Annotated in this window: 28 protein-coding genes; 14 read left to right on the forward strand and 14 right to left on the reverse strand. The window is 62.3% G+C overall.

Annotation, left to right across the window (positions count from 1 at the left end; all coding sequences use genetic code 11):
- Positions 1 to 42 precede the first annotated feature (42 nt).
- Both ACWGS8_RS28075 and ACWGS8_RS28080 read right to left on the reverse strand, forming a co-directional pair.
- Positions 43 to 894 carry a hypothetical protein gene (locus ACWGS8_RS28075; protein WP_454583979.1) on the reverse strand — a complete coding sequence of 284 codons (852 nt, stop codon included), beginning with the start codon at positions 892 to 894 and terminating at the stop codon, positions 43 to 45.
- A gap of 81 nt (positions 895 to 975) precedes the next feature.
- Positions 976 to 1878 (reverse strand): LysR substrate-binding domain-containing protein, encoded by a 903-nt coding sequence (locus tag ACWGS8_RS28080; protein WP_454583980.1) that lies wholly within the window; start codon positions 1876 to 1878, stop codon positions 976 to 978.
- A 91-nt stretch (positions 1879 to 1969) separates the two neighbouring features.
- Between ACWGS8_RS28080 and ACWGS8_RS28085 the strand changes: the two genes are divergently transcribed.
- The 4 genes from ACWGS8_RS28085 (at position 1970) to ACWGS8_RS28100 (ending at position 6397) form a co-directional block, all read left to right on the forward strand.
- Positions 1970 to 3520, forward strand: coding sequence for a trimethylamine methyltransferase family protein (locus ACWGS8_RS28085; RefSeq protein ID WP_454583981.1), 1551 nt, complete (start codon positions 1970 to 1972; stop codon positions 3518 to 3520).
- A 44-nt stretch (positions 3521 to 3564) separates the two neighbouring features.
- Positions 3565 to 5214, forward strand: coding sequence for an ABC transporter substrate-binding protein (locus tag ACWGS8_RS28090; RefSeq protein ID WP_454583982.1), 1650 nt, complete (start codon positions 3565 to 3567; stop codon positions 5212 to 5214).
- Positions 5215 to 5310: 96 nt separating this feature from the next.
- A complete protein-coding gene (locus ACWGS8_RS28095; protein WP_454583983.1) occupies positions 5311 to 5790 on the forward strand; it encodes a DUF3828 domain-containing protein in 480 nt (159 codons plus the stop codon).
- A gap of 4 nt (positions 5791 to 5794) precedes the next feature.
- On the forward strand, positions 5795 to 6397 hold the full coding sequence (locus ACWGS8_RS28100; protein ID WP_454583984.1) for a hypothetical protein: 603 nt from the start codon (positions 5795 to 5797) through the stop codon (positions 6395 to 6397).
- Between the two features lie 9 nt (positions 6398 to 6406).
- Here ACWGS8_RS28100 and queF read toward each other — a convergent pair whose 3' ends face one another.
- Positions 6407 to 6868, reverse strand: a complete 462-nt coding sequence (gene queF, locus ACWGS8_RS28105; protein WP_010915503.1) for a preQ(1) synthase — start codon at positions 6866 to 6868, stop codon at positions 6407 to 6409.
- Between the two features lie 134 nt (positions 6869 to 7002).
- Between queF and ACWGS8_RS28110 the strand changes: the two genes are divergently transcribed.
- A complete protein-coding gene (locus tag ACWGS8_RS28110) occupies positions 7003 to 9048 on the forward strand; it encodes an oxidoreductase (RefSeq protein ID WP_454583985.1) in 2046 nt (681 codons plus the stop codon).
- A 158-nt stretch (positions 9049 to 9206) separates the two neighbouring features.
- On the opposite strand, the gene ACWGS8_RS28115 is transcribed toward ACWGS8_RS28110, so the two are convergent.
- Positions 9207 to 9614: a hypothetical protein gene (locus ACWGS8_RS28115; RefSeq protein WP_454583986.1), complete on the reverse strand. Its 408-nt coding sequence runs from the start codon at positions 9612 to 9614 to the stop codon at positions 9207 to 9209.
- A 115-nt stretch (positions 9615 to 9729) separates the two neighbouring features.
- Here ACWGS8_RS28115 and ACWGS8_RS28120 point away from each other — a divergent pair, with 115 nt between their 5' ends.
- Complete coding sequence (locus ACWGS8_RS28120) at positions 9730 to 10158, forward strand: MarR family winged helix-turn-helix transcriptional regulator (RefSeq protein ID WP_123167791.1); 429 nt, start codon at positions 9730 to 9732, stop codon at positions 10156 to 10158.
- A gap of 100 nt (positions 10159 to 10258) precedes the next feature.
- Here ACWGS8_RS28120 and ACWGS8_RS28125 read toward each other — a convergent pair whose 3' ends face one another.
- Both ACWGS8_RS28125 and ACWGS8_RS28130 read right to left on the reverse strand, forming a co-directional pair.
- Complete coding sequence (locus ACWGS8_RS28125) at positions 10259 to 10963, reverse strand: polysaccharide deacetylase family protein (protein ID WP_454583987.1); 705 nt, start codon at positions 10961 to 10963, stop codon at positions 10259 to 10261.
- Positions 10964 to 11066: 103 nt separating this feature from the next.
- Positions 11067 to 13136 (reverse strand): putative bifunctional diguanylate cyclase/phosphodiesterase, encoded by a 2070-nt coding sequence (locus ACWGS8_RS28130; RefSeq protein ID WP_454583988.1) that lies wholly within the window; start codon positions 13134 to 13136, stop codon positions 11067 to 11069.
- A 309-nt stretch (positions 13137 to 13445) separates the two neighbouring features.
- Here ACWGS8_RS28130 and ACWGS8_RS28135 point away from each other — a divergent pair, with 309 nt between their 5' ends.
- Complete coding sequence (locus ACWGS8_RS28135; protein WP_454583989.1) at positions 13446 to 14633, forward strand: glycine C-acetyltransferase; 1188 nt, start codon at positions 13446 to 13448, stop codon at positions 14631 to 14633.
- Positions 14634 to 14685: 52 nt separating this feature from the next.
- Entirely contained in the window at positions 14686 to 15720 is a 1035-nt protein-coding gene (tdh, locus tag ACWGS8_RS28140; RefSeq protein ID WP_096456834.1) for an L-threonine 3-dehydrogenase, read from the forward strand.
- A gap of 48 nt (positions 15721 to 15768) precedes the next feature.
- Here tdh and ACWGS8_RS28145 read toward each other — a convergent pair whose 3' ends face one another.
- Positions 15769 to 16212, reverse strand: a complete 444-nt coding sequence (locus tag ACWGS8_RS28145) for a MarR family winged helix-turn-helix transcriptional regulator (RefSeq protein ID WP_454583990.1) — start codon at positions 16210 to 16212, stop codon at positions 15769 to 15771.
- Positions 16213 to 16331: 119 nt separating this feature from the next.
- Here ACWGS8_RS28145 and hmgA point away from each other — a divergent pair, with 119 nt between their 5' ends.
- The 4 genes from hmgA to ACWGS8_RS28165 all read left to right on the forward strand — a co-directional run bounded on the left by hmgA (position 16332) and on the right by ACWGS8_RS28165 (position 20194).
- Complete coding sequence (gene hmgA / locus ACWGS8_RS28150) at positions 16332 to 17645, forward strand: homogentisate 1,2-dioxygenase (RefSeq protein WP_454583991.1); 1314 nt, start codon at positions 16332 to 16334, stop codon at positions 17643 to 17645.
- 11 nt (positions 17646 to 17656) lie between these two features.
- Positions 17657 to 18511, forward strand: coding sequence for an MBL fold metallo-hydrolase (locus ACWGS8_RS28155; protein ID WP_454584171.1), 855 nt, complete (start codon positions 17657 to 17659; stop codon positions 18509 to 18511).
- Positions 18512 to 18623: 112 nt separating this feature from the next.
- Positions 18624 to 19637, forward strand: a complete 1014-nt coding sequence (locus ACWGS8_RS28160) for a fumarylacetoacetate hydrolase family protein (RefSeq protein WP_454583992.1) — start codon at positions 18624 to 18626, stop codon at positions 19635 to 19637.
- A 20-nt stretch (positions 19638 to 19657) separates the two neighbouring features.
- On the forward strand, positions 19658 to 20194 hold the full coding sequence (locus ACWGS8_RS28165) for a DinB family protein (RefSeq protein WP_454583993.1): 537 nt from the start codon (positions 19658 to 19660) through the stop codon (positions 20192 to 20194).
- A gap of 18 nt (positions 20195 to 20212) precedes the next feature.
- Here the strand turns inward: ACWGS8_RS28165 and ACWGS8_RS28170 are convergent, their stop codons facing one another.
- The 3 genes from ACWGS8_RS28170 to hppD form a co-directional block, all read right to left on the reverse strand.
- Positions 20213 to 20590, reverse strand: coding sequence for a type II toxin-antitoxin system VapC family toxin (locus ACWGS8_RS28170; RefSeq protein ID WP_454583994.1), 378 nt, complete (start codon positions 20588 to 20590; stop codon positions 20213 to 20215).
- Positions 20587 to 20811: a type II toxin-antitoxin system Phd/YefM family antitoxin gene (locus tag ACWGS8_RS28175; RefSeq protein WP_454583995.1), complete on the reverse strand. Its 225-nt coding sequence runs from the start codon at positions 20809 to 20811 to the stop codon at positions 20587 to 20589. Before ACWGS8_RS28175 ends, ACWGS8_RS28170 begins: the two co-directional genes overlap by 4 nt.
- Before the next feature lie 70 nt (positions 20812 to 20881).
- Entirely contained in the window at positions 20882 to 21997 is a 1116-nt protein-coding gene (gene hppD / locus ACWGS8_RS28180) for a 4-hydroxyphenylpyruvate dioxygenase (protein ID WP_454583996.1), read from the reverse strand.
- A 138-nt stretch (positions 21998 to 22135) separates the two neighbouring features.
- Between hppD and ACWGS8_RS28185 the strand changes: the two genes are divergently transcribed.
- Positions 22136 to 22603, forward strand: coding sequence for an Lrp/AsnC family transcriptional regulator (locus tag ACWGS8_RS28185; RefSeq protein ID WP_454583997.1), 468 nt, complete (start codon positions 22136 to 22138; stop codon positions 22601 to 22603).
- Here ACWGS8_RS28185 and ACWGS8_RS28190 read toward each other — a convergent pair.
- The 4 genes from ACWGS8_RS28190 to aztA all read right to left on the reverse strand — a co-directional run bounded on the left by ACWGS8_RS28190 (position 22600) and on the right by aztA (position 25828).
- Positions 22600 to 22938, reverse strand: a complete 339-nt coding sequence (locus ACWGS8_RS28190; protein WP_454583998.1) for a TIGR01244 family sulfur transferase — start codon at positions 22936 to 22938, stop codon at positions 22600 to 22602. The genes ACWGS8_RS28185 and ACWGS8_RS28190 overlap by 4 nt on opposite strands.
- Before the next feature lie 224 nt (positions 22939 to 23162).
- Complete coding sequence (gene aztC, locus ACWGS8_RS28195; protein WP_454583999.1) at positions 23163 to 24104, reverse strand: zinc ABC transporter substrate-binding protein AztC; 942 nt, start codon at positions 24102 to 24104, stop codon at positions 23163 to 23165.
- A 30-nt stretch (positions 24105 to 24134) separates the two neighbouring features.
- Positions 24135 to 25010 (reverse strand): zinc ABC transporter permease AztB, encoded by an 876-nt coding sequence (aztB, locus tag ACWGS8_RS28200; protein ID WP_454584000.1) that lies wholly within the window; start codon positions 25008 to 25010, stop codon positions 24135 to 24137.
- Entirely contained in the window at positions 25010 to 25828 is an 819-nt protein-coding gene (gene aztA, locus ACWGS8_RS28205) for a zinc ABC transporter ATP-binding protein AztA (protein ID WP_454584001.1), read from the reverse strand. The genes aztB and aztA overlap by 1 nt, the downstream gene beginning before the upstream one ends.
- A 223-nt stretch (positions 25829 to 26051) precedes the next feature.
- Between aztA and ACWGS8_RS28210 the strand changes: the two genes are divergently transcribed.
- Positions 26052 to 26396: a RidA family protein gene (locus ACWGS8_RS28210; RefSeq protein ID WP_172350986.1), complete on the forward strand. Its 345-nt coding sequence runs from the start codon at positions 26052 to 26054 to the stop codon at positions 26394 to 26396.
- Positions 26397 to 26452 lie beyond the last annotated feature (56 nt).

Consider the following 26452-nt stretch of genomic DNA (forward strand, 5'->3'; position numbering starts at 1 on the left):
GCGGATAGGCTAATTGCATCAGACCGTCCGCGATCACCCAAATCAGCTAGGCTTAACCACTTGCCGCAGATCCACGCCATCCGGCAGCCGAACGTTCCGGGTCAGCTTTGGGATATCCTTCCATCCCTTCTTTCCCAGGATCCGAACCTTTTGAGTTAGAAGCTGCGTGTTGCAATGCGCACAGCCAAGAAGATCCGATCCTATCAAGACCGTGTCCAAAGTGGGTTTGCGGACTTTCGGGTTGCCTTTCATCAAATCCGCGAAGGGCTTGCTGTCGACAGGGTGCTGAAAAAGAGTGTCGTAATATTTCGCGAACTGCTCATGGTCAGGAAACATCTGGCCCATCTTGGTTATTTTCCTGAGGTATCGAGTGCACTTCCAGCACGTCGGATAGGTCTGCAGCATGAAAAAGACGAAAAGTCCTCCGAGGATGAAACCGATAAAATCGATCACTGCTAACCAGTAGCCAAAGTCGCCAACCTCGCCAGTGTCGATATGGCCGCCATGTCCGGCCTTGAAATGCATCGATCTGAGATATGTATCGAGATAATCCCGAAAACCAATGACATCAGAAGCCATCGTGCCATCATCGAAAACCAACGAGCGATATTCGCCATAGTAGATGACCAATTGCGCCGCAGCGGTCACAATGAGAATTTGCACGAGAAGAAACCATGTGGGTCGTGTGTGAAAAAACAGGCTGCCAAAATAGTAGCCTGAGGCTGCAGCCACCCCTGTCAACACCGCCCCAGCCGGAATGACCACCCAGAAGCTGAACGAAAAAACGTTGAAGCCTGTTATGTGGTTGATGACTATTACGGCCAGAACAACCAACCCAAAAGTAATCAGACCAGACACAACCACGCCGAAATGGCCGCCGAGTTTCGCGATCATCGTTACCCCCATCCAGTATGCAATTACTAAACCTAGAGCGCCTACCGGTGATAGAGGGGATTTTCAGATACAACCACTTTTTCACGCCTGCGCCGCCAACCAATCCCTGACCTTGCGGGCATTGTCGCTGAGTTCCCGGTTCTTCGGCCACACGACGTAGAAGGCCTTGCCGGTCTTGAGCACGTGGTCCGTCACCTGCACCAGCAGTCCTGTCGCTAGCAGCCGCTCGGCAAGGTGCCGCCAGCCGAGCGCGATGCCTTGCCCCTCCATGACGCCCTGGATGACCAGGCCGTAATCGTTGATGCGCAGTCCGCGCGCGGCGTCGCCCAGGCTGCCGCCGGCCGCCTGGAACCATTCGTCCCAGCTCGCCGCCTCGCGGTACGGCTCCTCGAGATGGATAAGCCGGTGCGTGGCCAATTCCCCGACAGTCCTCGGCATGCCGAATTTGGCCAGGTAACTGGTGCCGGCGACGGGGAAGATCTCCTCATCGGCAAGCGGCAGCGAATGGTAGTCCGGCCAGTCCCGTGGCTCGCCGCCGCGCACCGCAAGCGGAATGCCTTCGGCGATGATGTCGAGGTCGCGGTCGGCGGTCTGGATGCGCAGATCGATGCCTGGCAATTCGTCACGGAACTGCTGCAGGCGCGGCATCATCCAGAACGAGCCGAACGCGGTCGAGGCCGCAAGCGTCACATGGCCGCCCGTCGCTTGCAGGCGCAGATCCTCGGCCGACTTGCGAATGTGCGACAAGCCCAGCGAAACATCGGCGTGGAAGCGTTCGCCGGCCTCGGTCAGGCTGACCTGCCGGTGGCGGCGCTGGAACAGCTTGGCGCCGAGCTGCTCTTCCAGCCCGCGCACCGCGTAGGAGACGGCCGCCTGCGTCATGCCGAGCTCGCGCCCGGCGGCGGTGAAGCTCGACAGCCGGCCGGCCGCCTCGAAGACGATCAGGCTGCCGGCGGAGGGCAGGAGGTGGCGCAGGCTTCGCATAAGCCTAGCTTATACAAGAGATCAGGATTTTCTACCGTCACAGCCATGTTTGGTCTTACTAAATTGACGCAGATGGAAAGACGGAGTTGTCATGAACGCGCCGGCCGCTGAGTTGACCGAAAACACCAGCCGCCGAAGCGGCGGCCGCCTGGGGCGCAAGGCTCTGCGAGGTGCGCCCATAACCTCGTTCCCGGCCCTGGTGCGCAAGATTCCGGTCTATCAGATGGTTCCGGACGAGGCGGTGGAACTGATCCACGAGGAGTCGCTGGCGATCCTCGAGGAAGTGGGCTGCGAGTTCCGCGACGACGAGGCGATTGCCATCTGGAAGGCGGCGGGCGCCGACGTCTCCGAGACCCGTGTGCGCATCGACCGTGCCTTGCTGATGGAACTGGTGTCGAAGGTGCCGTCCGAGTTCACGCTCCATGCGCGCAACCCCCAGCGCACGGTTCGCGTCGGCGGTAACAACTCGATCTTCGTGCCGATGTATGGAGCGCCTTATGTGCGCGACCTCGACAACAACAGGCGCTACGGCACGCTCGCCGACCTCAACAATTTCCACAAGCTCGCCTATATGGCGCCCGCGCTGCATTCCTCAAGCTCGATCATCTGCGAGCCGATGGAAATCGCGGTGCCGAAGCGCCACCTGCACATCATCCATTCGGCGCTGAAGCACTCCGACAAGCCGTTCATGGGCATCGTCACCTCCAGGGACCGGGCGGAGGACACGATGGCGATGGCCGGCATTGTCTTTGGCGAGGATTTCGTCCGCGACAATCCCGTGCTGGTGGCGATCACCAATTGCAATTCGCCGCTGGTGTGGGACGCCACCATGCTGGACGCGATGAAGGTCTATGCGCGCAGCAACCAGCCGCTGATCCTGGCGCCCTTCGCGCTATGCGGCGCCTCGACATCGGCCTCTGCTGTCGGCGCGGTGGCGCAGGTCAATGCGGAAGCACTGGCCGGCGTCGCCTTCACCCAGCTTCTGCGGCCGGGATCGCCGCAGGTCTATGGCCAGTTCATGGTCACGGTCGACATGAAGACCGGCGCGCCGATGGGCGGCACTCCGGAGGCCGCCCAGATGATGTATCTGATGGGGGCATTGGCGCGGAAATACCGGCTGCCATGGCGCACCTCGGGCTTCCATGTCGGCTCCAAGCTGAACGATGCGCAGGCGGGTTACGAAGCGAACATGCTCATGCATGCCGCCATCCTGTCCGGCGCCAACTACATCTGGCATTCGGCCGGATGGCTGGAGGCCGGCTTGACTTGCGGCTATTCGAAATTCGCCACCGACTGCGAGCAGCTTGTCGGCTGGTACAAATATGCCGGCGGGCTCTCCTTCGACGATTTCAAGGAAGCCATGGCGGCGATCCGCGAGGTCGGGCCGCAGGGTCACTTCCTCGGCACCCAGCACACGCTCGAACATTTCGAGTCCGCTTTCTTCATGCCCTCGATCATGGATTTCAACTCCTACGAACAATGGAATGCCGAAGGGGCGAAGGACCACGACACGCGCGGCCGCGAGAAAGCACGCAACATGCTCGCCGATTATGAGGAACCGAAGCTCGACGACGGTGTTGCCGAGGGTCTCAGGGATTTGATCGCGCGGCGCGAGGAGAAGCTGCCGGACACGGTGAGTTGACGAAAAAGGGCGTAGACCCGACGGGAACCACAAGGGAGGAAGAAATGACGCTTTTCAGAAGCAATGGCGATCGCGTCCCGAGCGCCATCGGGGCCATGGCGCAAGAGGCACGTGCCGGCCGCCTGGACCGGCGTGAGTTCCTGGCACTGGCAAGCGCCTTCGGCGCATCGACGGCTCTTGCCTATGGCATGATCGGTCTTGCCGCGCCGCAACAGGCCCTGGCCGAGGAGCCGAAGAAGGGAGGCACGCTGCGCGTCTCGATGTCGGTCAAGGCGCAGAAGGACCCGCGCACTTACGACTGGGTGGAACTGGCCAACATTTCGCGCAGCTGGCTGGAGCCGCTGGTGCGTTACACCAGGCAATTCACCTTCGAGCCGGTGCTGCTTGAAAGCTGGGATATCAACGACGACGCCACCGAATATGTCCTGCATGTGCGCAAGGGCATCACCTGGAACAATGGCGATGCCTTCAACGCCGATGACGTCGCCTACAATCTGGCGCGCTGGTGCGAGAAAGGCGTCGCCGGCAATTCGATGGCCGCACGCGTGGGAGCGCTGATCGACGCAAAAACCGGCAAGGCGAGGGACGGCGCGATTACCAAGGTCGACGACCACACCGTCAAGCTGAAGCTCAGCGAACCCGACATTTCGCTGATCCCGAACTTCACCGACTATCCCGCGCTCGTCGTGCACCGCAACTTCGATGCCGCCGGCGCCGATCCGGTCAAGAAGCCGGTCGGCACGGGACCGTTCGAACTGGTTTCCTACGATGTCGGCCAGAAGGCGGTGGTGAAACGCCGCGAGAACGGCAAATGGTGGGGCGGCGAGGCGCCGCTCGACGGCGTCGAATTCGTCGACTACGGCACCGACTTCAACGCCACGGTGAACGCTTTCGATTCCGGCGAGATCGACCTCAATTTCGAGTCACCCGCCGACTTCATCGACATCCTCGACAAGATGGGTCTGCAAAAATCCGAGGTTGCGACGGCAACGACACTCGTTGCCCGCACCAACATCACGCACAAGCCCTATGACGACAAGCGGGTGCGCAACGCGCTGCAGATGGCAGTCGACAACAATGCCGTCTTGCAGCTCGGCTATGCCGGGCGCGGCACGGTCGGCGAGAACCACCACGTCAGCCCGATCCATCCGGAATATTATCCGCTGCCCAAGAAGGAGCGCGACGCTGCCGGCGCCAAGAAACTGATGGCGGAAGCCGGTCAGGCCGACTTCGAGCACGAACTGATCACCATCGAGGACGATTGGCAGAAGAACACCGGCGACGCGATCGCCGGTCAGTTGCGCGATGCCGGCATCAAGGTGAAACGCACGGTTCTGCCGGGCTCGACCTTCTGGAACGACTGGACGAAATATCCCTATTCGATGACCATCTGGTACATGCGCCCGCTCGGCGTCCAGGTGCTGGCGCTGGGTTATCGCAGCGGCGAGGCGTGGAACGAATCGGCCTATTCCAATCCCGATTTCGACGCCAAGCTCAAACAGGCGCTCTCGCTGATCGATGTCGCCAAGCGCAAGGAGGTGATGAAGGACGTCGAGCAGATCCTGCAGGACTCCGGCGTCATCATCCAGCCGTTCTGGCAGAAGCTCTACAGCCACACCAGCAAGAAGGTGAAGAACTACGGCGTCCACCAGACCTTCGAGATGGACCTCCAGAATGTCTGGCTCGACGGCTGAAAGGCGGCCGGGCAGGGCTTCATGAGCCGCAAAAAAGCCGGTATGCAGGATGCGTGGTGTTGATTGCTTCAAGCCATCAAAAGCCGGAGATTCTGCATGAGACGGACAGTGCTCCTTGCCGCCCTCGCGACAGCCTTGCCCGCGGCCGCCTACGCCGGACCGGCGTCCGACGCCGTGAAGTTCTTCTATGTGCCGGCGGTCAAATTCGAGGCCGACGCACAGTACCGCGATCGCTTCACGGCGCCGGTGACGAAACTGTTCGATCTCAACGACCAGGCAACCAAGAAGAATCCCGACCAGGTCGCCTGCATCGACTTCGATCCTGGTCTTGATGCGCAGGATTTCGACCAGAAGACCGTCTCCAAGACCCTGAAACTGTCCGAGACGGTGGATGGCGACACGGCGCAGGTGGTGGCCAGCTTCAAGCTCTTTTCCGACGGAGACGATTCGCAACGCGAAATGCACTGGTCGCTGAAGCAGGTCGATGGCAAGTGGAAGGTATCGGACATTGCTTCGAAGACCAGCGACTGGACGCTGAGCCAGCTCGAATGCATGGCGGGTCAAGATCCGGAGTGATGCCATGGCCCGCTGCGCGTTGGCACTGTCGGCCATGTGCCTGCTGGCGGCGGGTTTGAACTGCGCCGCCGCACAGGGGCTGTTTGGCGCCCCGCCAGCAAACGCTCCGGCGCAGACCGCGCCGGGCGATGGGTCGCCGGCCGCGAATGCACCGGGAGGCGCGGTGGAGCCGGCAACGCCACCCCTGGCATGGCCGCCGTCCGAGCCGGCCCCGCCCGTGTTGCCGGGATCGCCGACGGCGGTGATCAAGCCGTTCTACGAACATATCGGGCTGGAACTCGATCCAGCCCAGCGCAAGAATTTTGTCGATCCGGCCAAGACGGTGCTCGACAAGAGCGATGCGCTGCGGGCGTCGGGGCAGGGCGAATGCCTCGACCCCAACATGGCGCTCGACAATGCCGACTACGACAAGCTCGCAATCGACCAGAGTCTGAAGAGCATCGAGGCCGTGAACGGCGACCAAGCCAAGGTCATCGTCGCCTTTGTTGTCGCCGGCAACCAGCACCGTCTCGAATGGAAGCTCAAGAAGGTTGGCGGTGACTGGAAGATTTCCGATCTTCTGTCGGTGACCGGCGAATGGGCGCTCAGCCAGTATCAGTGCGAGTGAACCGGCGGCTCAGCCGCGCCCGCGATAGGGGGCGACGCCCGTGTCCGGCAGCCAGGCGCCTTCCGGTGGAGCCCCGGTCTGCCAGAAAACGTCGATCGGAATGCCGCCGCGCGGATACCAATAGCCGCCTATGCGCAACCACAGCGGTTTGGTTGCTGCCACGATGCGGCGGCCGATCATGACGGTACAATCCTCATGGAAGGCGCCGTGGTTGCGAAACGAGGTCATGAACAGCTTCAGCGACTTCGATTCCACCAAAGCCGCATCGGGTGCGTAGTCGATGACGATATGGGCGAAATCCGGCTGGCCGGTCACCGGGCAAAGCGAGGTGAATTCCGGGCAGGTGAAGCGCACGATCGCCGGCGGGCCGTCGCCGCGCGAAAACGGCACGGTTTCCAGGACCGCTGCTTCTGGGCTCTGTGGCGTCTCGACGTGCGCGCCGAGCTGGGTAAGGGTTTTGGTATCGATCATGGGCGGGTTTCCTTCGAATTTGCCGCTCATTAGCATCGGACCGAAATGTGCGCAGCGGTTTTCGGACGAATCCGATGCTTAAATAGGAAATGCGGCAGCATCTGCTGCCGCAATTTTGAAACCGCAGGAAGACGATGACCAGCAACGACCCGCTTCTCCAGCCCTACCAGCTCAAGCATCTGACGCTGAAGAACCGGGTGATGTCGACCAGCCACGAGCCGGCCTATTCCGAGGACGGCATGCCGAAACAACGCTACCGGCTCTACCATGCCGAGAAGGCCAAAGGCGGCATGGCGCTGACCATGACCGCCGGCTCGGCGATCGTTTCGCGCGACAGTCCCGCGGCCTTCGGCAATCTCCATGTCTATGATGACCGCATCGTGCCGTGGCTGGCCGAACTCGCCGAGGCCTGCCACGAGCATGACTGCAAGGTGATGATCCAGATCACCCATCTTGGCCGTCGAACCGGCTGGAACAAGGCCGACTGGCTGCCGGTGCTCTCGGCCTCGCCGGTGCGCGAGCCGGCGCACCGGGCTTTCCCAAAAACCATCGAGGACTGGGACATCGAACGCATCGTTGCCGACTATGCGTCAGCCGCCCAGCGCTGCCAGGCCGCCGGCCTCGACGGCATCGAGTTCGAGGCTTACGGCCATTTGATGGACGGCTTCTGGTCACCGGCCACCAATCATCGCGATGACGAGTATGGCGGCTCCATCGACAATCGCCTGCGCTTCACCAACATGGTGCTGGATGCCGTGCGCGGAGCGGTTGGCGAGAAATTCGTCGTCGGCATCCGCATGGTCGCCGACGAGGATTTTCCGCAAGGCCTGTCGAAGGAGGAGGGCGTCGAGATCGCCAGGCGGCTGGCCGGTTCCGGCAAGGTCGATTTCCTCAACATCATCCGTGGCTCGATCGAAAGCGACGCGGCATTGACCAAGGTCATCCCGGTAACAGGCATGCGGTCTTCGCCGCATCTCGATTTTGCCGGCGAGGTGAGGGCGGCAACGAAGTTCCCGACCTTTCATGCGGCGCGCATCTCCGATGTCGCCACCGCGCGCCATGCGATCGCCACCGGCAAGCTCGACATGGTCGGCATGACCCGTGCGCATATTGCCGATCCGCACATCATCAGGAAGGTGATGGAAGGCCGCGAGCACGAGATCCGCCCCTGTGTCGGCGCCACCTATTGTCTCGATCGCATCTATGAAGGCGGCGAGGCGCTGTGCGTCCACAACGCGGCGACCGGCCGCGAGGCGGAGATTCCGCATATCATCGTCAAGACCGAAGGCCCCAAGCGGAAAGTCGTCGTCGTCGGCGCCGGCGCTGGCGGACTGGAGGCGGCGCGTGTCGCGGCCGAGCGCGGCCATCTGGTCACGATCCTGGAGGCATCCTCGCAAGCGGGTGGCCAGGTGCGTCTGGCAACGCAGAATCCGCGCCGCAAGGAGCTGATCGGCATCATCGACTGGCGGCTGGCAGAACTCGACCGGCTCGGCGTCGAGATCCGCTACGACACCTGGGCGGAAAAGGACGATGTTCTGGCATTGGCGCCCGATGTGGTGGTGGTCGCTACCGGCGGCCTGCCGCAAAACCCGCCGCTGGCGGCTGGCGACAATCTCGTCACGTCGAGTTGGGACATCATGGCCGGCAGCGTCAAGCCTGCCGACAACGTGCTGCTCTTTGACGACAATGGCGGCCATCAGGGCATGGGCGCGGCCGAACTGATCGCCAACAGCGGTGCGAAGCTGGAACTGGTCTCGCCGGAGCGTTTCTTTGCCCCCGAAATGGGCGGCATGAACCATGTGCCGTATATGCGCGCCTTCCAGGAAAGAGGCGTCATCATCACCATCAACACGCGTCTGCGCTCGGTGCGGCGCGAGGGTAATCAACTGGTCGCCGAACTCGCCTCGGACTTTGCCGATGGCTGGCGCGGGGAACGCAGGGTCGACCAGGTGGTGGTCGAGCACGGCACGGCCCCGCTCGACGATCTCTACCTCAGCCTGAAGCCGCTTTCGAAGAATGGCGGCGCGATCGACTACGAACGCCTGGTCGGCAGCGGCGACATTTTTCCGGCACGCAATCCCGAAGCAGGCTTCGTGCTGTTGCGCATCGGCGATGCGGTCGCCTCGCGCAACATTCACGCCGCCATCTATGACGGCATCAGGTTCGGCTTGCGGATCTGATGCACGGCCCGCTCGGGCTGGCGCAATTGTTGGCGTTGGTGGCGCGCGGTCGGACCTGCATACGAGAGCCCATGTATGCCGGCCCGGCCGCGCGCCCGCACGTCATTGGCTCGTCGCCGGCAACGTGCGATCTCAAAGCTTTGTGGCGCGGACGGCGCTCAGACCATCCTGGCGATCGCCATGCACAGCACCGTGACCACCAGCAGCCGTGCGGCGATGCGTTCGCCCATGGCCATTCTGGCGCGCAGTTGCGTTTCGATCTCCGTATTGGCGCCGGCGAGCTGCCGGCTGGGCGCCCTGACCATGACGCCGAGCACGCCGGCGGCGGCGAAAGCCGCGAGGATGCCGAGCGCAAGCACCATTTCCATCGAGCCGAAATAAGCGCCATGGAAGAAATACCACAGCAGTGCTCCAGTCAGGAAAACCAAGCCGGCCGCGCCCATCTGCGGCTGGATGAAGCGTTCCGCCTTGATCTCGGGATCGCGGGCAAGCGTGACGGTGGTGCCGGCCCAGAACACCCCTGCCAAGACGTGAAGACCGATGACGACGATGTAGACATATTGCATGACGGCTCTCCTCTCACCTGTAGGGCATCTAACAATTAGATATCTAACAGTTAGATGTCAATGTATAAAGAGAGAGTCAGTTCCATCTGGGAAAAACACCGTCTAGTGTCCGGCAATGACGCCTTTTGAACGCCCGCCAATCGGCATGAATCTTGGCCGCACCGCCAAACTTGTCGCCCAGGCCTTCGACGCCGCTTTGGTCGAAGCAGGCGGGACCTTGCCGGTCTGGCTCACGCTGCTGTCAGTCAAGTCGAGCGAGCTCGCCAATCAGCGCGAACTCGCCGGCATGATCGGCATCCAGGGCGCGACGCTGACCCACCACCTCAACGCGATGGAAGCACAGGGCCTGCTGACGCGCCGCCGCGATCCCGTCAACCGCCGGGTCCATCTGGTCGAATTGACGCAAGCTGGAGAAGCGCTGTTCGAGACGTTACGGCAGGCCGCGCTTGCCTTCGACAAGCGGCTTCGCAAAGGACTGCCCGACGAGCGCCTGGCGGAGTTTGCGCAGGTACTGGCGGCGCTGCGCGACAATGTCGAAAGCTAAAGCAATTCCTGGAAAAGTGTGAAAAGGTTTTCCTTGGAAAGCGCGTGGCGCTTTCCCTTGGGAATTGCGTCAAATGCTCTGGGAATACCGGACCATTGGCTCAGTTGTCATAGTTCGGGATCGTTCCAAAGGCGTAGTGGCGCAGTTTCAGCGCGGTGATCAGATCGGTAAGCTTCGTCTTGCCGTCAAAACCGTCCTGGAACATCTCGTCATGCATCAAGAGGATCAGCTTGCCCGGTTTGGCGAAGTGGCCATAGCCGAACAGATGATCGATCTCGCTTACCAGATGATCGACGCTCTGTACCGGCTCGCCGCTGTCCTTGTGCACCCATTCGTGGTCCCAGCCATAGAGATAGAAGCCGGAAGCGGCGACGAACTCGTAGTCGGGGTCCTCGCGGCCGGCTTGCGCGGGGCCGAGCGAATTGTCGTCCTTTGACATCGACGGCAGCCGGAACACGTCGCGCCCCGGCAGCCGCGCATGCACCGCGGGCTTCAGGCCCAGCACGGCATTCGCCATAAGCATGTCGGCAACCACTCCTTCCGTATCGCCATAGAAGTGCCGGTAGTGATTATAGGCGTGGCTGTAGCTGTGGTTGCCGATCGTCACCAGCGGCATCGCCTTGGCCCGCCGCACCAGCGCCTTGTTGGACGCACTGGCCTCGGCATGCATGCCGACCATGAACAGCGTCGCCGGAACCTGCTCTGCCTCCAGCACGTCGAGGAGGTTGCTGGTGCCGTTCAGCGGGCCGTCGTCGAAGGTGAGATAGATGGTGCGATCCGCCCCATGGGCCGGCAGCGCGGACATCAGAATGGCCGCGAGAACAAACCGAAAGAAAGTCATAAGCCAAACGACCCGGTTGTTGTCGCGACAGGCCGCCATTTCGGCGGCTGGTTGTCAAGCCGGGCCGCTACGCCAGGCTGCCCTGCAAGACCCGTAGTTTGGCCTTCTTCGGCATGCGTGCTGTCAGCCATTCCAGCGCCTTGTCCTGCGGCATCGGGAAGGCGATGGAATAGCCCTGTACCTGGTCGCAGCCGATCGCCATCAGCGAGTCCAGTTCGGCCTCGGTTTCGGCACCCTCGGCAACGATGGAGATACCGAGGCCGCGGGCAAGCTCGGTGATGGCGCGCACTATCTTCGAGTTGTCGCCATTCTCATGGATGTTCTGGACGAAACGGCGGTCGATCTTGAGCCGGTCGATCTCATTGGGATTGACGTGGCTGAGCGACGCATAGCCGGTGCCGAAATCATCGAGTTCCAGATGGACGCCGGCGGCCCTGATGTGACGCAGCTTCGCCGCGATGCCGGTCTTCTCATCGTCGAGAATGACGGATTCGACGATTTCCAACGACAGTTTCTGCGGCGGCAGCCCGGCCTTTTCCAGCGTCTCGAACAGAAACGCATCGAAATCGTGCTCGCGCAGCTCGGTGCCCGAGACATTGACGGCAAGCCGCCCGAAGGCAATCCCTGCGCGGTTCCATTCGGCGGCTTCGTTGATCGCCTTGCTGATCACGATGCGGCCGATCTCCGGCATGAAGCCGCATTTCTCGGCGACCGGAATGAATTCGCCCGGCGAGATCATGCCGCGCTCGTGATGGTTCCATCGCACCAGGGCTTCGATGCCGCTGATCGTGCCGTCGGTCAACGAGACCTGCGGCTGGAAATAGACCTGGAATGCCCGCTCGGAGATGGCGACCTTGATGTCATGTTCGAGCTGCTTGCGGTAGTCAAGCTCGCGGCGCAACTCCTCCGAGAAGAACGAGAAGTTGCCGCCGCCCATTTTCTTGGCGGAGTAAAGCGCCAGATCGGCATGGACGAGCAGGTCCTGCGCGTTGTCGGCGTCGATCGGATAGACGGCGATGCCGCCGCTGGCGCCTGGAAGAATGGTGGTGCCCTGGAAGACGATCGGCTCGTTGATATGCGCCAAGATGCGTCGCGCGAGCATGTTGATGTCTTCGGTGCTGCCCGCTCCGTTGAGAATCATCACGAATTCGTCGCCGCCGAGGCGCGCGCACAGATCCGATGCCCGGCAGGAATCGCGCATGCGCTGGGCCGTGACGACCAGGACATAGTCGCCGGCGGCATGGCCGAGCGTATCGTTGATCTGCTTGAAGCGGTCCAGGTCGAGCTGGACGACAGCCAGCCGTTCGCGCCGCCGATGCGCGCCCTTGATCAGCGTGTCGAAATGATCGGTCAGGAATGTGCGGTTGTGCAGGCCGGTCAGGCCGTCATGAACCGCGATGAAGGCCATCGAATTGCGCGCATCGACCAATTCGCGCGTCTTGCGCAGGATCGCATTGGACATCGGCCTGAAGATGAACAGCGCCACCAGCAGGATGACGCCGAGGGTGGCGTAGAATAGCGTGCGGTGAAGTGCGAGCAGCTTTTCGGAACGCTCGTCGGCATCGGCGCTGATACGCTGTCCGAGCGCGGCATAGCCCGACAAGGTGGCGTTGGCGACCGAGGCATCGAGGTTGACGCGTTCGGCGCCGCCTTTGTAGCCGTCATTGTCGAGATTGAGTTGCGATTCGAGGGCCGAGATCAGACGGTCGCCATTGGCGATCAGCCCGACCGAGAAATAGTCGAGATGGAAGGGTTTGGCGAAAAGCACGCTTTCGATCGACTTCGGATTGAGCTTGGCCGGCGATTGCGGATCCGCACCGGTCTGCTTGAGCAGCAGATCGTAATTGGTTTCGAACTCGGCGGTGGCCTGCTTCAGCGCACTGACCAGCGCCGGCTGCTTGTCACGCGAGCCGGCACCCGTTGCACTGGCCAGGAAGACGATGCGCTGCGACAAGGTCTTCTGCGTGCCGACAATGTCGAGCAAGGTGTGGTTGTGCTGCTGCGTGGCCATCGTCTGCTGCAGCAGGACGAAGGAGGCCGCCACCATGGCTGCAATGATCAGCAGCGCCAGCCAATAGCCAGCCTTGATCAGCAGTATGAGCTTGCCTGAAACGGTTTGCACCGGCTGCTGCGACATGTTCGGGGGCGGCCCTCTCGCCAACGGATTCCTGTATGACCATCATTGAACCGTAAACGTTAACAGGACTGGAAACCGGTCGCTCGACGGCAAGGGGAGAATGCGGAAAGATCGCGGAATGGTTATCGGCTCCTTTCGCTGCCGTCCTGCATTTGAACATTGGTTGGCGCGAGTGTTCCCTGGTGATGGCCTGGGCTATGCCCGTACGTTGTCATCTGATGCTGTCTGGCCACCTCGTCCGGTCGCTTTTGCGATGGATTTTTTGCGCGGGCAGGACGACAGTCTGCCCACGTCAAACGGGACCTGATCATGACCGCAGCATTTCTCTCCCATATCGACAGCGAACTTGCCGGGCTCAAATCGGCCGGCCTCTACAAGTCCGAACGGGTGATTTCCTCGATGCAGTCGGCACGGATCGAGGTCGGTGGCGAGAAGGTGCTGAACTTCTGCGCCAACAACTATCTCGGCCTCGCCGATAGCGCCGACCTGCGAAAGGCGGCCTCGCGGGCTCTCGACCGCTACGGCTACGGCATGGCGTCGGTGCGCTTCATCTGCGGCACGCAGGAGGAACACAAGGAGCTCGAAGCGACGATCTCGTCCTTCCTTGGCCTGGAAGACACCATCCTCTACGGCTCTTGCTTCGACGCCAATGGCGGCTTGTTCGAGACGCTGCTTGGTGAGGACGACGCGATCATCTCGGATGCGCTGAACCACGCCTCGATCATCGATGGTGTCAGGCTGTCGAAGGCCAAGCGCTATCGCTACGCCAACAATGACATGGCCGATCTCGAGGCGCGGCTGAAGGAAGCCAGGGATTGCCGCTTCCGGCTGATCGCCACCGACGGTGTGTTTTCGATGGACGGCATCATCGCCAACCTGAAGGGCGTCTGCGACCTTGCCGACAAATACGACGCCATGGTCATGGTCGACGACAGCCATGCGGTCGGCTTCGTCGGCAGACAGGGCCGCGGCTCGGCCGAGCATTGCGGCGTCGAGGGCAGGGTCGACATCATCACCGGCACGCTCGGTAAGGCGCTCGGCGGCGCTTCCGGCGGGTACACCTCGGGCAAGAGGCAAGTGGTCGACTGGCTGCGCCAGCGCTCGCGGCCCTATCTGTTCTCCAACACGCTGATGCCTGCGATCGCCGGCGCCTCGATCAAGGTGTTCGAGCTGATCCGCAATGGCGACGCCTTGCGCGAGCGCCTCTATGCAAACGCTGCGCGGTTCCGGTCTGAGATGGGCAAACTTGGCTTCACGCTGGCCGGCGCCGATCATCCGATCATTCCGGTGATGCTGGGCGAGGCGACGCTGGCGCAGGAGATGGCGGCGCGCATGCTAAAGCGCGGCATCTATGTCATCGGCTTTTCTTTCCCGGTGGTGCCGAAAGGCCAGGCGCGTATCCGCACGCAGATGTCGGCGGCGCATTCCAGCGCCGATATCGACAGGGCGGTCGAGGCCTTCGGCGCGGTCGGCAGGGAACTGGGCGTGATTGCCTGAGCGGCCGGCGCCGAAAAGCGATTCCGGATCAAGAGATTCAAGGGACAAGAGAATGTCGAACATGATGAAGGCGCTGGTGAAGGCCAAGGCCGAGCCGGGCATCTGGATGGAAGAGGTACCGGTGCCGGAGATCGGCCCCAACGACGTCCTGATCAAAGTCAGGAAGACGGCGATCTGCGGCACCGACGTGCACATCTACAATTGGGACCAGTGGGCGCAGAAGACCGTGCCGGTGCCGATGGTAACCGGCCATGAGTTTGTCGGCACCGTGGCCGATTTCGGCGCCGCGGTCACCGAATACAAGGTCGGCCAGCGCGTCTCGGGCGAGGGCCACATCGTCTGCGGCCACTGCCGCAACTGTCGCGCCGGGCGAGGGCATCTGTGCCGCAACACGCTCGGCGTCGGCGTCAATCGTCCGGGCGCCTTCGGCGAGTATCTGGCGATCCCGCAGCACAATGTCGTGCCGATCCCCGACGATGTGCCGGACGAGATCGCCGCGATCTTCGATCCCCTGGGCAATGCGGTGCATACGGCATTGTCGTTCGATCTTGTCGGCGAGGACGTGCTGGTCACCGGCGCCGGGCCGATCGGCATCATGGGAGCGCTCGTTGCCCAATGCGTGGGGGCGCGAAAAGTGGTCATCACCGACATCAACCCGGTGCGGCTGGCGCTGGCGAAAAAGCTCGGCGTCCAGCATGTCGTCGACGCCTCCAAGGAAAAGCTGCGCGATGTCATGCCGGCGCTAGGCATGACGGAAGGTTTTGATGTTGGCCTCGAAATGTCGGGCGCGGCACCCGCCTTCCGCGACATGATCGACACCATGAACAATGGCGGCAAGATCGCCATCCTCGGCATTGCGCCCACCGGCTTCGAGATCGACTGGAACAAGGTCATCTTCAAGATGCTGCATCTCAAGGGCATCTACGGCCGCGAGATGTTCGAGACGTGGTACAAGATGATCGCGCTGGTGCAAGGTCCGCTGGATGTGTCGGGCCTGATCACCCACCGCATCGGCATCGACGATTTCCAGACCGGCTTCGATGCGATGCGGAGCGGCAGCTCGGGCAAGGTGGTGATGGACTGGTGAGGCGCATCCACAGAGACGTCCTTCGCGCCCCTGTCCCCAGCCTATCGGCTACTTTCCTTCCAAGGCACCCTCCAGGGCGGCTACTCCGCTGACAATCGCACCCCGCTCCTGGTGGCTCAGCCTAGCCAGCAACTCCCTTTCAAACGCCTTCGCCAGCGGCACCATCTCGCGATAGGCGGCAAGCCCCGCCTTGGTCAGCGCCAGGTGCTCGACGCGCCGGTCGCTTTCATCGGGCGTGCGCGTCAGCCAGCGCCGCCGCTCGAGTTCCGCCACCGCGCGCGAGACCTTGGTCTTGTGCATGGCCGACTGCTCGCCGAGCTCGGTCGCCGTCATCGTGCCGCGCTGGCCGAGGCCTGAAAGCGTGCGCCATTCCGGCCGCGTCAGGCCGTGGCGATCCCGATAAATCCTGGAGAATTCGCGGCTGACGGCATCGGCCAGCCGGTAGAGGCGATAGGGCAGGAAGCTTTCCAGCTCCAGAATGTCGGGTTCCATGACGCGCGCCGTGGCCGTTGATAGTTACATTTTCGATGGTTACAAATGAAACCAGTTTGGTCAATATCACCGGCAGACTTGGCTTTGTGAGGCTTGGAGCCGGGATCAGGGAGGATCGGATGGCCTTTTCCTACATGCCGGGTTTCGGCAATGATTTTGAGACCGAAACTCTGCCCGGCTCACTGCCGCAAGGCCGGAATTCGCCGCAGCGGCCGGCCTACGGCCTCTATGCCGAGCAGCTTTCCGGCTCGCCCTTTACCGCACCGCGCGGCACCAATGAGCGCTCCTGGCTCTATCGCATCCGGCCGAGCGTCAAGCACACCGGCCGCTTCAAGCCGGCTAACTATCCGCTGTGGAAGACCGCTCCCAATGTCGGTGACCACGAACTGGCGCTCGGCCAGTATCGCTGGAATCCGGTGCCGATGCCGCAGCAGCCGACCGATTTCATCGCCGGCATGCGCTCCATCACCACCGCCGGCGACGTGCTGGGACAGACGGGCATGGCGGCGCATGTCTATGTCGCCAACCGTTCGATGGTCGACGACCATTTCTTCAATGCCGATGGAGAGTTGCTGGTCGTGCCGCAGGTCGGCGCGCTGCGCTTCGTCACCGAGATGGGCGTCATCGAGCTGCGGCCCGGTGAGGTCGCTGTTCTGCCGCGGGGCCTCGTCTTCAAGGTCGAACTGGTCGACAAGGAAGTGCGCGGCTACGTCTGCGAGAACTACGGCGCCAAGCTGACACTGCCCGATCGCGGCCCGATCGGCGCCAATTGCCTGGCCAACCCGCGCGATTTCAAGACGCCTTGCGCCTGGTTCGAGGAGAAGGAAACGCCGTGCCGGCTGATCGTAAAATGGTGCGGCAATTTCCATGTCACCGAAATCGGCCATTCGCCGCTGGACGTCGTCGCCTGGCACGGCAACTACGCGCCCTACAAATATGATCTGGCGACGTTTTCACCGGTTGGCGCGTTGCTGTTCGACCACCCCGATCCGTCGATCTTCACCGTGCTGACGGCGCCGAGCGGCGAGGAAGGCACCGCCAACATCGACTTCGTCATCTTCCCGCCGCGCTGGCTGGTGGCGGAAGACACGTTCCGGCCGCCCTGGTATCACCGCAACATCATGAGTGAATTCATGGGCCTGATCCACGGCCAGTACGATGCCAAGGAGGAAGGTTTCGTGCCCGGCGGCATCAGCCTGCACAATCTGATGCTGGCCCATGGCCCGGATGCCCCTGGCTTCGAAAAGGCCTCGCGCGCGGAGCTGAAACCGGTCAAGCTCGACAACACGATGGCCTTCATGTTCGAGACCCGTTTCCCGCAGATGCTGACCCGCTATGGCGCCGAACTGGAAACCCGGCAGGACAATTACATCGACTGCTGGGCCGACCTGAAGAAGCGCTTCAATGGCACGCCGGAGGGCGACTGGTCTTGAGCGGAAAGCCAATGCCGGACCGGCTGGTGCTGCTGGGCTCGAAGGGCGGTCCGGCGCTGCGGCCAGGTGGACCGTGGCCGAGCTCGTCGCTGCTTGAGATCGGGGGGCGGACCATCGTCGTCGATTGCGGGCTCGGCGTGACGCGCGGTCTGGTCGATGCCGGGATAAGCCTGAAGGCGCTCGACCTCATCGTCATCACCCATCTGCATTCCGACCACGTGCTGGAACTCGGGCCGCTGGTCCACACCGCCTGGACGGCGGGGCTGGCGACGCCCGTCATTGTGTTCGGCCCGCCCGGCACCGGCCATTACTGGCGGCGCTTCTGCCAGGCGATGGAATTCGACATCGAGATACGCATCGTCGACGAGGGCCGGCCCGATATTCGCGAACTGGTTTCGGTCAGTGAATTCGCCGAGGGCCGTGTGCTCGATCAGCGCGGCCTGAAGGTGACGGCGCTTCGCGTCGATCATCCACCGGTCGCGGACTGTTTTGCCCTGCGCTTCGACCAAGGCGGCAAAAGCGTGGTGTTCTCCGCCGATACGGCATTCTTTCCGCCGCTCGCCGATTTCGCCAAGGGTGCCGACATTCTCGTCCATGAAGCCATGCTGGAGGATGGCATCGAGCGGCTGGTTGCCAGAACCGGTAATGGCGCACGGCTCAAGGAACATCTGCTCGCCAGCCACAGTCTTGCCGAGGAGGCCGGGCGCATCGCCAGCGATGCCGGCGTGAAGAGGCTGGTGCTCAACCACCTCATTCCCGCCGACGATCCCGAGATCGGCGAGAGTGACTGGCTTGCGGCTGCCAGGAAAACATGGGCCGGCGACTTGACGATCGCCCGCGACGGCCTTGTTGTGGCGCTAGCATGATCCCGAACCGAAGGACCGCGTCAGCGAAAAGTGGAAACCGGTTTTCGGAAAAGACCACGGGCAAGACAAAGAAACTAAGCAGTGTGAAAGCTGCACAAGGAGAGGAAACCGCATGAAGCTTGCCACATTGAAGGACGGGACGCGCGACGGGAAACTCGTCGTCGTCTCACGCGACCTGACGCAGTACACCGATGCCTCGTTCCTGGCGCGCACGCTGCAGGCGGCGCTCGATGATTGGCGCAGGGTCTCGCCGCATCTCGGCACAATAGCGGAATCGCTGGAGAACAATGCGGTGCCGTCAGCCCGCTTTCACGAGCACGACGCGCATTCGCCGCTGCCGCGCGCCTATCAATGGGCTGACGGGTCCGCCTATGTGAACCATGTCGAACTGGTGCGCAAAGCGCGTGGCGTCGAGATGCCGGCGAGTTTCTGGACCGATCCGCTGATCTACCAGGGTGGCTCGGACTCCTTCATTGCACCGCGCGACCCGATCCGCATGGCCGACGAAGCCTTCGGCATCGACATGGAGGCGGAAGTCGCCGTCATCGTCGACGATGTGCCGATGGGCGCAAGCCTTGATGAAGCGCGTGCCGCGATCCGGTTGGTCATGCTGGTCAACGATGTCACGTTGCGCGCGCTTACCGGGCCGGAGCTGGCCAAGGGGTTCGGCTTCTTCCAGTCGAAACCGTCCTCGGCCTTTTCGCCCGTCGCGGTGACGCCGGACGAGCTGGGCGATGCCTGGGATGGCGGCAAGGTCAGCCTGCCGCTGCTTGCCGACCTCAACGGCAAGCCCTTCGGCCGCACCAATGCCGGCGTCGACATGACCTTCGATTTTCCGGCGCTGATCGTCCATGCCGCCCGGACAAGGCCGCTGGTATCAGGCACCATCATCGGCTCGGGCACGGTCTCCAACAAGCTCGAGGGCGGGCCGGGCAAGCCTGTCTCGGCCGGTGGCGCCGGCTATTCCTGCATAGCCGAACTGCGCATGATCGAGACCATTGCGTCAGGCGAGCCCACGACGCCGTTCCTGCGCTTTGGCGACACGGTGCGCATCGAGATGAAGGACAGTGCGGGTCATTCGATCTTCGGCGCCATCGAGCAGAAGGTCGAGAAATACCAGGGATAGGGGATACGGAGGTTTCAGCGGTGAATCTTCTGGATCATTTGCGTCGCATGGCGGGCAACAATCTCTGGTCGAATGACCGGCTCTATCGTGCAGTTCTTGCACTCAAGCCCGGTGAGTTCGAAGCCGAGCGCACCAGTTTCTTCCCGTCGATCAAGGCAACGCTCAACCACATCCTTGCGGTCGATTATCTCTATCTCGATTTTCTCGAAGAGGGCGGCGTCGGTGCCGCAGCCCATGATGATTTCGTGCCCTTCGACGAGCCCCATGCGCTGTTTGCCGCGCAGGCAGCGGCCGACCGGCGGCTGATCGCCTTCTGCGATGGCCTGACGGAGACCGATCTCGACCGCCGTGTCATCACCGACCGGCGCGAGGATGGCATGATCCCTGAAAGGATCGGCGACATCCTCGCCCATGTCTTCCTGCACGACATCCACCACCGCGGCCAGGTGCATGCCATGCTCTCCGGCACCTCGGTCGCGCCACCGCAGCTCGACGAGTTCCTGCTCGACTACGACATCAAGCTGAGGGAGGAAGAGGTTAAGCGGCTGGGGTTGTGAGGCCGGATTTTTCGCCAATCAGGCCAGAGCGGCATTGTAGCGGGCGAAATGCGGATCGGACGTCAGGATGATCAGGTCCTCCACTTGCGCCTGGGCAATCAGCAGCCTGTCGAACGGATCACCATGATGGTGGGGCAATCCGGCTACGGCGTTCGCATGTTGTAGGGTTACGGCGAGCGGCTGAAAGCGCATCCTTGGGAGCAGCGTTGGCAGATCGTCCGGTGCATTGAGCTTTCCGATAGAACGTTTGATGGCAATTTCCCAGACGCTTGCCGCGCTTGCGAACACAACCGCTTCCGAAGCGAGGATAGTGCGGTGGTGCTGGCTGAGACGTGGATCGTCCGAAATCGACCATAGGATGATATGCGTATCGGCTAGAAATGGGCCGTCCGTCATTTCACGTACTCGTCCCATTCGGGACCGAGTTCATCAAAGTCGTCCGCTATCCAGATCTTGCCCTTCAAGGCGCCGATGCGCGGCAAGGGGGCGGCCACTGCCGGCGGTACGATCCGCGCGGCCACCTTGCCGTGGCGTGTAAGTATGATCTCCTCGCCGGCTTCAGCGCGGCTGACGAGTTCAGACAATTTAGCCTTGGCCTCAGCGATGGAAACATTCATGGCTCGATCCTTTATGACCATAATTTAGGTCATAATTGATCGCACCGCAAGAAGGCTGGTTCGGTCGACCTTAGGCCGCCTTGCCATCCACCTTGATCACGCCGCGCTTGATCTGGTCCTGTTCGATCGATTCGAACAGGGCGCGGAAATTGCCTTCGCCAAAGCCTTCGTCGCCCTTGCGCTGGATGAACTCGAAGAAGATCGGCCCGATCACGGTCTTGGAGAAAATCTGCAGCAGGATCTTGGTCGTGCCGCCGTCGACCACGCCTTCGCCGTCGATCAGGATGCCGTGCTTCTTCATCCGCTCGATCGGTTCGTCATGGCCGTTCACGCGGTCGTACGACATGTCGTAGTAAGTCTCAGGCGGGCCGGGCATGAATTTCAGCCCGTTGGCGGCCAGCTTGTCGGTCGCGGCGTAGATCTCATCGGTGCCGACCGCAATGTGCTGGATGCCCTCGCCATTGTACTTCTTCAGATACTCGGCGATCTGGCTGGTCTCGTCCTTGGATTCGTTTAGCGGGATGCGGATCTTGCCGCAGGGCGAGGTGATGGCGCGGCTGACCAGGCCGGTGATCTTGCCGTCAATGTCGAAGAAATGGATCTGCTTGAAGCCGAACAGATTGCGGTAGAAATCCCACCATTTGTCCATCTGACCGCGATAGACATTGTGGGTCAGGTGGTCGAGATAATAGAACCCGACGCCTTGCGGCCGCGGATCGCGCGCGCCGAGCCATTCGAATTCGGCGTCGTAGGCCGAGCCCTTCTTGCCGTAGGCGTCGATGAAATAGAGCAGCGAACCGCCGATTCCAACAACGGCCGGCACGTCGAGCGCCTTGTCGTCGCCTTCGTAAGGCGTTGCGCCCTTCGAGACGGCATGGTCGAACGCATGCTTGGCGTCGACCACGCGCCAGGCCATCGAGGCGGCACACGGGCCGTGCTTGTCGGCGAACTTCATCGCATGCGAGCCCGGCTCGGCATTGATGACATAGTTGATGTCGCCCTGGCGCCAGACCGTGATGTTCTTGGTGCGATGCTTCGCCACCGCCACATAGTCCATGCGGGTGAACAGTTCGGCCAGCTTCTGCGGCTCCGGATGCGCGAACTCGACGAACTCGAAACCATCGGTGCCGGCCGGGTTGTCCTTGCTGATCCTGGCGGGCGGGACGTCGTGCGGGAAGGGACCCATGATAATCCTCCAAAAGCTGGCTCGGCCTGAAAAGGCCATCTGACGCCATCATAGCGCGGAGCCGGCGCATGGTGCTTGCATTCAAACGCCTGAAATGATGATGCTATGCGTGAAGCATGCATGTTGAGAGACAAAACCATGGATGAGACGCGCATTGATCAGTTCGACCGCAAGATAATGGCGCTCCTGCAGGGTGACGCGCGGTTGACCAACAACGATCTCTCGGAGCGGGTCAACCTGTCGGCATCGCAGTGCTCGCGCCGCCGCCAGCGGCTGGAGGAGGACGGCTATATCAAGGGCTATCGGGCGGTACTCGACCGCGACAAGCTCGGCTTCTCGCTGGTCAACGTCATCTCGGTGACGCTCGCCACCCACAACCGCGACAATGCTCGACGCTTCAGTGAATTGGTGGCGCGGCTGCCGGAGGTGCAGGAGGCGCACGCGCTGACCGGCGAGATGGACTACATCCTGAAGGTGGTGACGCCCGACCTGAAGTCGCTGTCGGAGTTCGTCAACGGTGTGCTCCTGCCGCACGAATCCGTGCAGCATGTGAAGACGGCGATCGTGCTTGAAACTTTGAAGGAAACAGGCGCCCTGCCGATTTAGCCCTTCGACTGCTGGATCAGGCCATAAAGATTCGTGCAGCGGGCGCCGGAGCGGCAATAGGCGAACACCGGGCCTTCCAATTCATCGAGCGCCTCGGCCTGGTCCCCGACATTCTCTGCGGTGATCTGGCCGCTGATGACGGGGATATAGCGGAAGGCGAGGCCGGCGGCTTCGACCGCCGATCCGATGCTTTTGGCCGAAGGCTGGCCTGGCTGTTCGTCATCTGGGCGGTTGCAGATGACGCTCTTGAAACCGGCTTCCTTGATGGCGGCGACATCTTCGGGCTGGATCTGGCCAGAGACCGAATAGTCGTCGCTGATTTCGCGGTATTCCATCGCTGCATCCTCGCAATCTGATTTGCGGGGAGTCTTGCCACGCCCCGACGTGGCCGGCAATCCGCCGGCGGAAATCGTTCTGCAGAGATAGACGTTTCCGGCGAGGATTCCAACTCAGGCCGCCCAGGCCGGGAATGGATCGGGCAGACCGCGCCACAGTTCGGGCCGGAAGTCCTCGGCCGAAAACGGCGGAGACCGGATCCGCCTTTCCGAGAACGCCGCGCTTAACTGCCGAGGATCGCACCTTTGATCTGACGGATGTTGTTATGCATCATGTCGATATAGGTCGAACCCGGGCCATCGGGCTGCGACAGCGCATCCGAATAAAGCGTGCCGCCCACCTTGATGCCGGTTTCGCTGGCGATCTGTTCGATCAGGCGCGCGTTGGTGATGTTTTCGATGAAGATCGCCGCCGCCTTTTCCTGCTTGACCTGCTCGACCAGCTTGGCGACGTCGGCGGCCGACGGCTCGGAGTCGGTGGAAATGCCTTGCGGGGCGAGGAAGGTCAGGCCGTATTCGTGTTCGAAATAGCCGAACGCGTCATGCGAGGTGATGACGACGCGCTTTGCCTCGGGGATCGACTGGATCGCCGCCCTCACTTCGCCTTCCAGCGCGTCGAGCTTCTTGGTGTAGGCGGCGGCATTGGTCTGGTAGCTGACGCAGCCCTCGCTGTCGGCCGCGCAGAAAGCCTCGGCGATGTTCTTCACATAGATCTTGGCATTGGCGATCGACTGAAAGGCGTGTGGGTCGGTTACCGTCTTGCCGCCACCGGTGCCGGCGCCTTCGGCCGCGTCGGCGTCGGCGAATTCAGGCTTGAAGTCGATCGGCGTCACGCCCTTGGTCAAGGTGACGATCGAGGCCTTGGTGGCGCTGGCATCGACCAGCCGTTGCAAAAAGCCTTCGAAATGCAGGCCGTTGACCAGAACGATATCGGCCTTGGCCATGGCGACCGCGTCGGCCGGGCTCGGCTCATAGACATGGGCGTCGCCATCCGGGCCGACGATGGTGGTGATGTCGACACGATCGCCACCGACATTCCTGGCGAAATCCGCGATCACGGTGAAGCTGGCGACCACTTTCAGTGGTGCCGCGAAGGCCGACGGCGCGCCAAAGGCGGTTAATGTTATAACGCTCATCGCCAGGGCGGCGCGGATGGATCTCAGCATGGGCGGGGACTCCTTTCGAGGGGCGAGGGATCAGGCCGTTCTGTGACGGTGATGGATGATGCGGGCGCGCAGAATGCCGCGCGTGCCGAACAGGATCGAGGCGAAGTAGACGACACCGGCCGACAGGATGATGGCCGGGCCGGACGGCAGCGAGGCGTGGTAGGACAACAGCAGCCCGGCGATGCAGGAGGCAAAGCCGATCAGCACGGCCAGCGCGCACATCGGCTCGACGCGCACGGTCCAGAAGCGGGCGGCGGCTGCCGGCAGCATCATCAGTCCGACCGACAGAAGCGTGCCGAGCGCCTGGAAGCCGCCGACGAGGTTGAGCACGACCAGACCAAGGAAAATGAAATGCACCGGGCTGCCCATGCGGCTGACCGACCGCAGGAACAGCGGATCGAGGCATTCGGCGACCAGCGCTCGCCAAAAAATGGCGAGGCTTACCAGCGTCACCGAGACGATGCCGCCGATCAGCGTCAGCGCCTCATTGTTGAGCGCCAGCACCGTGCCGAACAGCACATGCATGAGATCGACGCTGGAGCCGCGGATCGACACCATCAGCACACCGATGGCCAGTGAAATCAGGTAGAAGGCCGCCATCGAGGCGTCCTCGCGCTGGATGGTGAAGCGCGAGACGGCACCGGCGCCGAGCGCGACGATGATGCCGGCGATCAGCCCGCCAATGGTCATCGGCAGGATTTCCAGCCCGTAGAACAGGAAGCCGGCGGCCGCCCCCGGCAGGATGGCATGCGCCATGGCGTCACCCGATAGGCTCATGCGCCGCAGCATCAGGAAGACGCCGATCGGACAGGCGCCGAGCGAGAGCATTAGCGAGCCGAACAGCGCCCGCTGCATGAAGCCGAAATCGGCGAAGGGTGCGATGAAGAGGCCGTAGAGCGCGTCCATCAGGCAGCCCTCGGCCCGGCGCCGTGGTGACGGTCGTGATCATGGCCATGATGGTCGTGGCCATGGGCATGATCATGACCGTGCTCGTCCGGTTCGCACCAGGGCGCGTTCTCCTCCCAGGCTTCATGGAAGCGGCGGGCGCGCAGCAGGTTCTCCGGCTTCAGCGTCTCGCGCGTCTCGCCCCAGGCGATCGGCTGGCGGGCCAAAAGCAGCGTCTCCGGAAAATTCTGCCGTACCAGATCGAGATCATGGACGACGACCAGGACGGTGCGTTCCTCGCCATGCCAACGCTTGATCAGGGCGATCAGATCGCCGACCGTCTTGGCATCGACAGCATTGAACGGCTCGTCGAGCAGGATCAGGTCGGCGTCTTGCAAGAGCACGCGGGCAAACAGCGTGCGCTGCAACTGGCCGCCCGATAGCGTGTCGATCGGCCGCTTCTCGAAGCCGCCCAGGCCGACCGCCATCAGCGCCTGGCTCACCGCCGCGCGATCCTCTGATGTGTAGCGGCCGAGCATGCCGCGCTTCGGCCAGAGGCCGAGCGAGACCAGATCGACGACGCGCGCCGGAAACGAACGATCGAGCTCCGATTGCTGCGGCAGGTAGGCGGCGCGCACGCCGGGCGCGCGGGCAACCTCGCCGGCCATCGGCTTCAGGACACCGACAATGCCCTTCATCAGCGTCGACTTGCCGGAGCCGTTGGCGCCGACAACGGCGGTCAGCGAGCCCTTGCGGATCGTGCCGTCGAGATGGTGGATCGCCGGGTGGCTGTTATAGCCCAGCGTCAGGTCACGGAATGTTAGGCAGGTCTGGGTCATGTCGTTCCGTGGTGCAGCGAAATCCGGCCGCGGGCAGGGGCCGATTGGATATGTGATGTTATTACATTAGTCAACAAGCCAATCGGGCGGAATTGCGACGGGGGGCTCAACTTGCCGTGAATCCCGCTTTGTCGCTGGTCCAAGGGGATTTGGCCCCGGCGGCCTTGCCCGAAGCGAACCGCAACTCTAAACAGTCGCCACCCAAAACAGGAAGGAACCTCCCATGAGCATTCGTCGCATCGATGTTGGCCCGCGCATGAGTCAGATCGTCATCCACGGCAACACCGTCTATCTGGCCGGCCAGGTCGGCGAGCCCGGCGGCAACGTCGCCTCGCAGACCCGCGACATTCTGGCGACCATCGACGAACTGCTGGCCAAGGCCGGCACCGACAAGACCAAGATCGTCCAGGCGATCATCTGGCTGGCCGACATGGGCACCTTCGCCGAGATGAATTCGGAATGGGACAAGTGGGTGCCGCAGGGCCACACCCCCGCCCGCGCCACCGGCGAAGCCAAGTTGGCTGGTCCGGAGTACCTGGTCGAGATTATCGTTACGGCGGCGATTTAGGGCGCGGCCTTCTACCTCCCCCTTGTGGGGAGGTCGGACCGCAGGTCGGGTGGAGG

This window comes from Mesorhizobium sp. 43Arga (assembly GCF_053714255.1).

Coding starts and splice junctions, on each gene's coding strand:
- ACWGS8_RS28075 (WP_454583979.1), bottom strand. CDS start 894: ATGATCGCGAAACTCGGCGGCCATTTCGGCGTGGTTGTGTCTGGTCTG.
- ACWGS8_RS28080 (WP_454583980.1), bottom strand. CDS start 1,878: ATGCGAAGCCTGCGCCACCTCCTGCCCTCCGCCGGCAGCCTGATCGTC.
- ACWGS8_RS28085 (WP_454583981.1), top strand. CDS start 1,970: ATGAACGCGCCGGCCGCTGAGTTGACCGAAAACACCAGCCGCCGAAGC.
- ACWGS8_RS28090 (WP_454583982.1), top strand. CDS start 3,565: ATGACGCTTTTCAGAAGCAATGGCGATCGCGTCCCGAGCGCCATCGGG.
- ACWGS8_RS28095 (WP_454583983.1), top strand. CDS start 5,311: ATGAGACGGACAGTGCTCCTTGCCGCCCTCGCGACAGCCTTGCCCGCG.
- ACWGS8_RS28100 (WP_454583984.1), top strand. CDS start 5,795: ATGGCCCGCTGCGCGTTGGCACTGTCGGCCATGTGCCTGCTGGCGGCG.
- queF (WP_010915503.1), bottom strand. CDS start 6,868: ATGATCGATACCAAAACCCTTACCCAGCTCGGCGCGCACGTCGAGACG.
- ACWGS8_RS28110 (WP_454583985.1), top strand. CDS start 7,003: ATGACCAGCAACGACCCGCTTCTCCAGCCCTACCAGCTCAAGCATCTG.
- ACWGS8_RS28115 (WP_454583986.1), bottom strand. CDS start 9,614: ATGCAATATGTCTACATCGTCGTCATCGGTCTTCACGTCTTGGCAGGG.
- ACWGS8_RS28120 (WP_123167791.1), top strand. CDS start 9,730: ATGACGCCTTTTGAACGCCCGCCAATCGGCATGAATCTTGGCCGCACC.
- ACWGS8_RS28125 (WP_454583987.1), bottom strand. CDS start 10,963: ATGTCCGCGCTGCCGGCCCATGGGGCGGATCGCACCATCTATCTCACC.
- ACWGS8_RS28130 (WP_454583988.1), bottom strand. CDS start 13,136: ATGTCGCAGCAGCCGGTGCAAACCGTTTCAGGCAAGCTCATACTGCTG.
- ACWGS8_RS28135 (WP_454583989.1), top strand. CDS start 13,446: ATGACCGCAGCATTTCTCTCCCATATCGACAGCGAACTTGCCGGGCTC.
- tdh (WP_096456834.1), top strand. CDS start 14,686: ATGTCGAACATGATGAAGGCGCTGGTGAAGGCCAAGGCCGAGCCGGGC.
- ACWGS8_RS28145 (WP_454583990.1), bottom strand. CDS start 16,212: ATGGAACCCGACATTCTGGAGCTGGAAAGCTTCCTGCCCTATCGCCTC.
- hmgA (WP_454583991.1), top strand. CDS start 16,332: ATGGCCTTTTCCTACATGCCGGGTTTCGGCAATGATTTTGAGACCGAA.
- ACWGS8_RS28155 (WP_454584171.1), top strand. CDS start 17,657: ATGCCGGACCGGCTGGTGCTGCTGGGCTCGAAGGGCGGTCCGGCGCTG.
- ACWGS8_RS28160 (WP_454583992.1), top strand. CDS start 18,624: ATGAAGCTTGCCACATTGAAGGACGGGACGCGCGACGGGAAACTCGTC.
- ACWGS8_RS28170 (WP_454583994.1), bottom strand. CDS start 20,590: ATGACGGACGGCCCATTTCTAGCCGATACGCATATCATCCTATGGTCG.
- ACWGS8_RS28175 (WP_454583995.1), bottom strand. CDS start 20,811: ATGAATGTTTCCATCGCTGAGGCCAAGGCTAAATTGTCTGAACTCGTC.
- hppD (WP_454583996.1), bottom strand. CDS start 21,997: ATGGGTCCCTTCCCGCACGACGTCCCGCCCGCCAGGATCAGCAAGGAC.
- ACWGS8_RS28185 (WP_454583997.1), top strand. CDS start 22,136: ATGGATGAGACGCGCATTGATCAGTTCGACCGCAAGATAATGGCGCTC.
- ACWGS8_RS28190 (WP_454583998.1), bottom strand. CDS start 22,938: ATGGAATACCGCGAAATCAGCGACGACTATTCGGTCTCTGGCCAGATC.
- aztC (WP_454583999.1), bottom strand. CDS start 24,104: ATGCTGAGATCCATCCGCGCCGCCCTGGCGATGAGCGTTATAACATTA.
- aztB (WP_454584000.1), bottom strand. CDS start 25,010: ATGGACGCGCTCTACGGCCTCTTCATCGCACCCTTCGCCGATTTCGGC.
- aztA (WP_454584001.1), bottom strand. CDS start 25,828: ATGACCCAGACCTGCCTAACATTCCGTGACCTGACGCTGGGCTATAAC.
- ACWGS8_RS28210 (WP_172350986.1), top strand. CDS start 26,052: ATGAGCATTCGTCGCATCGATGTTGGCCCGCGCATGAGTCAGATCGTC.